We start from the raw sequence: 674 nt of genomic DNA, 5'->3' as shown, positions 1-674 counted from the left end.
GAGCTCGCGAAAGCGGGCGCGGCCGTCGCGATCGCCGACCTGAACCAGGACGGCGCAAACGCGGTTGCCGACGAGATCGTCAAGGCAGGCGGCAAGGCGATCGGTGTCGCGATGGACGTGACCAACGAGGAAGCGGTCAACAGCGGCATCGACAAGGTCGCCGAAACGTTCGGCTCGGTCGACATCCTCGTGTCGAACGCGGGCATCCAGATCGTCAACCCGATCGAGAACTACGCGTTCTCCGACTGGAAGAAGATGCAGGCGATTCACGTCGACGGCGCATTCCTGACGACCAAGGCCGCGCTCAAGCACATGTACAAGGACGATCGCGGCGGCGTCGTGATCTACATGGGTTCGGTGCACTCGCACGAAGCGTCGCCGCTGAAGTCGGCGTACGTGACGGCCAAGCACGGGCTGCTCGGTCTGGCCCGCGTGCTGGCGAAGGAAGGCGCGAAGCACAACGTGCGCTCGCACGTCGTGTGTCCGGGCTTCGTGCGCACGCCGCTGGTCGACAAGCAGATTCCGGAGCAGGCGAAGGAACTCGGGATCAGCGAAGAGGAAGTGGTGAAGAAGGTGATGCTCGGCAACACGGTCGACGGGGTGTTCACGACGGTGCAGGACGTCGCGCAGACGGTGCTGTTCCTGTCGGCGTTCCCGAGCGCCGCGCTCACGGG

General features: G+C 64.8%; 1 protein-coding gene. It reads left to right on the top strand.

Features of this window, described 5'->3' with window-relative positions; all coding sequences use genetic code 11:
• Nucleotides 1-674: 3-hydroxybutyrate dehydrogenase (locus tag DIE23_RS39115; RefSeq protein WP_124618213.1), on the top strand; the 674-nt coding region annotated here is incomplete at both ends.

Source organism: Burkholderia sp. Bp9143, assembly GCF_003853645.1.
Classification (GTDB): Bacteria; Pseudomonadota; Gammaproteobacteria; order Burkholderiales; family Burkholderiaceae; genus Burkholderia.
The sequence above is the reverse complement of the archived record's forward strand: the minus strand, read 5'-3'. Positions and strand labels throughout refer to the sequence as shown.